Source organism: Yersinia pekkanenii, assembly GCF_001152565.1.
Taxonomy (GTDB): Bacteria; Pseudomonadota; Gammaproteobacteria; order Enterobacterales; family Enterobacteriaceae; genus Yersinia; species Yersinia pekkanenii.
In genome coordinates this window covers 1-1,607 of the sequence record NZ_CQAZ01000162.1, presented here as the reverse complement: position 1 = coordinate 1,607, position 1,607 = coordinate 1, and the positions used below count along the sequence as shown (strand labels likewise).

Genomic DNA, 1,607 nt, shown 5'->3' with positions numbered 1-1,607 from the left:
TAACGATAAGTTTAATGCGTAAGCCCTGGGGGGTAATACTGATGTTTTTGTACTGCCAAAGCACCTGCCAGCTCACTGGCGGGGTTGTTCTCCGCCCTGCCCGTCACGATCGCATAGCGAAAAGTCTGATTGCACGCCTGACGAATTTTGCGCATTTTATCAAGGACACCACGCGCCTCTAGTTTACGCAGCGTTTCAAGCATCTCTAACGGCTTGATTTCAGCAACCGGGCGCTTTCCAACATAGGGAAATATATCATTTTCAAACGATTCCATTAAATCGTCGGCGTAACCTTTTGACCAATTAGGTCTTTTATAAGCATGCCATTCTCTGGCCAGAGCTTCGAACGTGTTATCAATGCTGACTTTCTTGGCCTGTTTATCTGCTTTTTTTTCTTCACTGGGATCTCCACCAGCAGCCAATATTCGTTTGGCTTCGTCTCTTTTGGCTCGGGCCTCAGCGAGAGTGATATCGGGATAGACCCCGATTGATAGCAGCTTTTCTTTTCCAGCAATCCGATACTTCAACCGCCAGTAACGTGAACCATTTGTGTTTACTAATAAAAATAATCCGCCGCCGTCGGAGAGCTTATAAGGTTTCTCTTTTCGCTTTGCGGTATCCACTTGCCGGGCGTTTAGTTTCATGTGGGGGTATCTCATTCCATTGAACCTAGACTTACCCCCATTTATACCCCCAACTATCTATAGAAATCAGTAGATGCGGATAAGCGTAGGGATACTAGGAAGTTCCAGAGATACTGATTATATAAGGGATTTATGGACTTAGATAGACTTCAGGAGACGTAAAGATCCCTACAGGGCTCGAATACATCAAGTATTGATATGTTTTATATGGGTAAAATCGTGTTCGATAAAATTTGTACCAACATTTATACCAACAGATAAATTTGTTAAGAAAATACAGCCTATTATCGCTGGGCTAGCATGCCCGGATAATGCTTGGCAATGATATCATTCATTCTCTCAGTCAGCTCAGGTCGCTTGAATGTCAGATGAGCGGTTCCTTTCTGAAAGTAACGAATGCTGAAAAACTCATCTTCGTAAACGTCCTTTGTCGGGTTATCACTAATATGCTCCATCAATCGGTTAGTAACATCGCCACGGTTGTCGGGTATAGGTTTACCATCGAGCAGATACAACATGCGCTCTAAATCCGCTAATTGGTCTCGCCGGTAACCGTGGTTCAAGGTAAAGCCCCATTGGTTGCAACTAACTAGGTTGCTAATGATAAGCTTTTTACCAAATCGGCATGGGCTGTTGGTTTTGTAGTGCCAAGATAATCCTTTGAATAAATTGATGACCCCGCGTTCAAATACCTCGTCTTTCTGCTGGTGAAGTTGCTCAAAGGTACTGAGTATGTTGGCTTCGCTGACGGCAGGAATATCATCTCCATCAAGATTTCGGTACCACTGGTCACGGGCTTGGGCATCCATCAGGCTCAGCATCCCTGATTTTTTCATCAGGTCTCGCCATATACCGCGATCGAGATTGCTGGTAATCACTTTCATGGCTGTTTCTGCTTTCTCCATAAACCAGCAGCCAGTACGGAAGTCTTGCCGCATGGCCCAGTCCTTTGCAATTCCACCG

1 protein-coding gene and 1 pseudogene are annotated in these 1,607 nt (G+C 44.9%); both read right to left on the bottom strand.

Annotated features, from left to right (window positions below; genetic code table 11):
• Nucleotides 1-29: 29 nt before the first annotated feature.
• A pseudogene (locus tag AEP37_RS23645) lies at nucleotides 30-644 on the bottom strand (tyrosine-type recombinase/integrase); the annotation flags it as partial.
• Nucleotides 645-928: 284 nt separating this feature from the next.
• Nucleotides 929-1,607 (bottom strand): DUF4942 domain-containing protein (locus AEP37_RS23640; protein WP_049615622.1); only part of this gene is annotated, 679 nt, incomplete at its 5' end.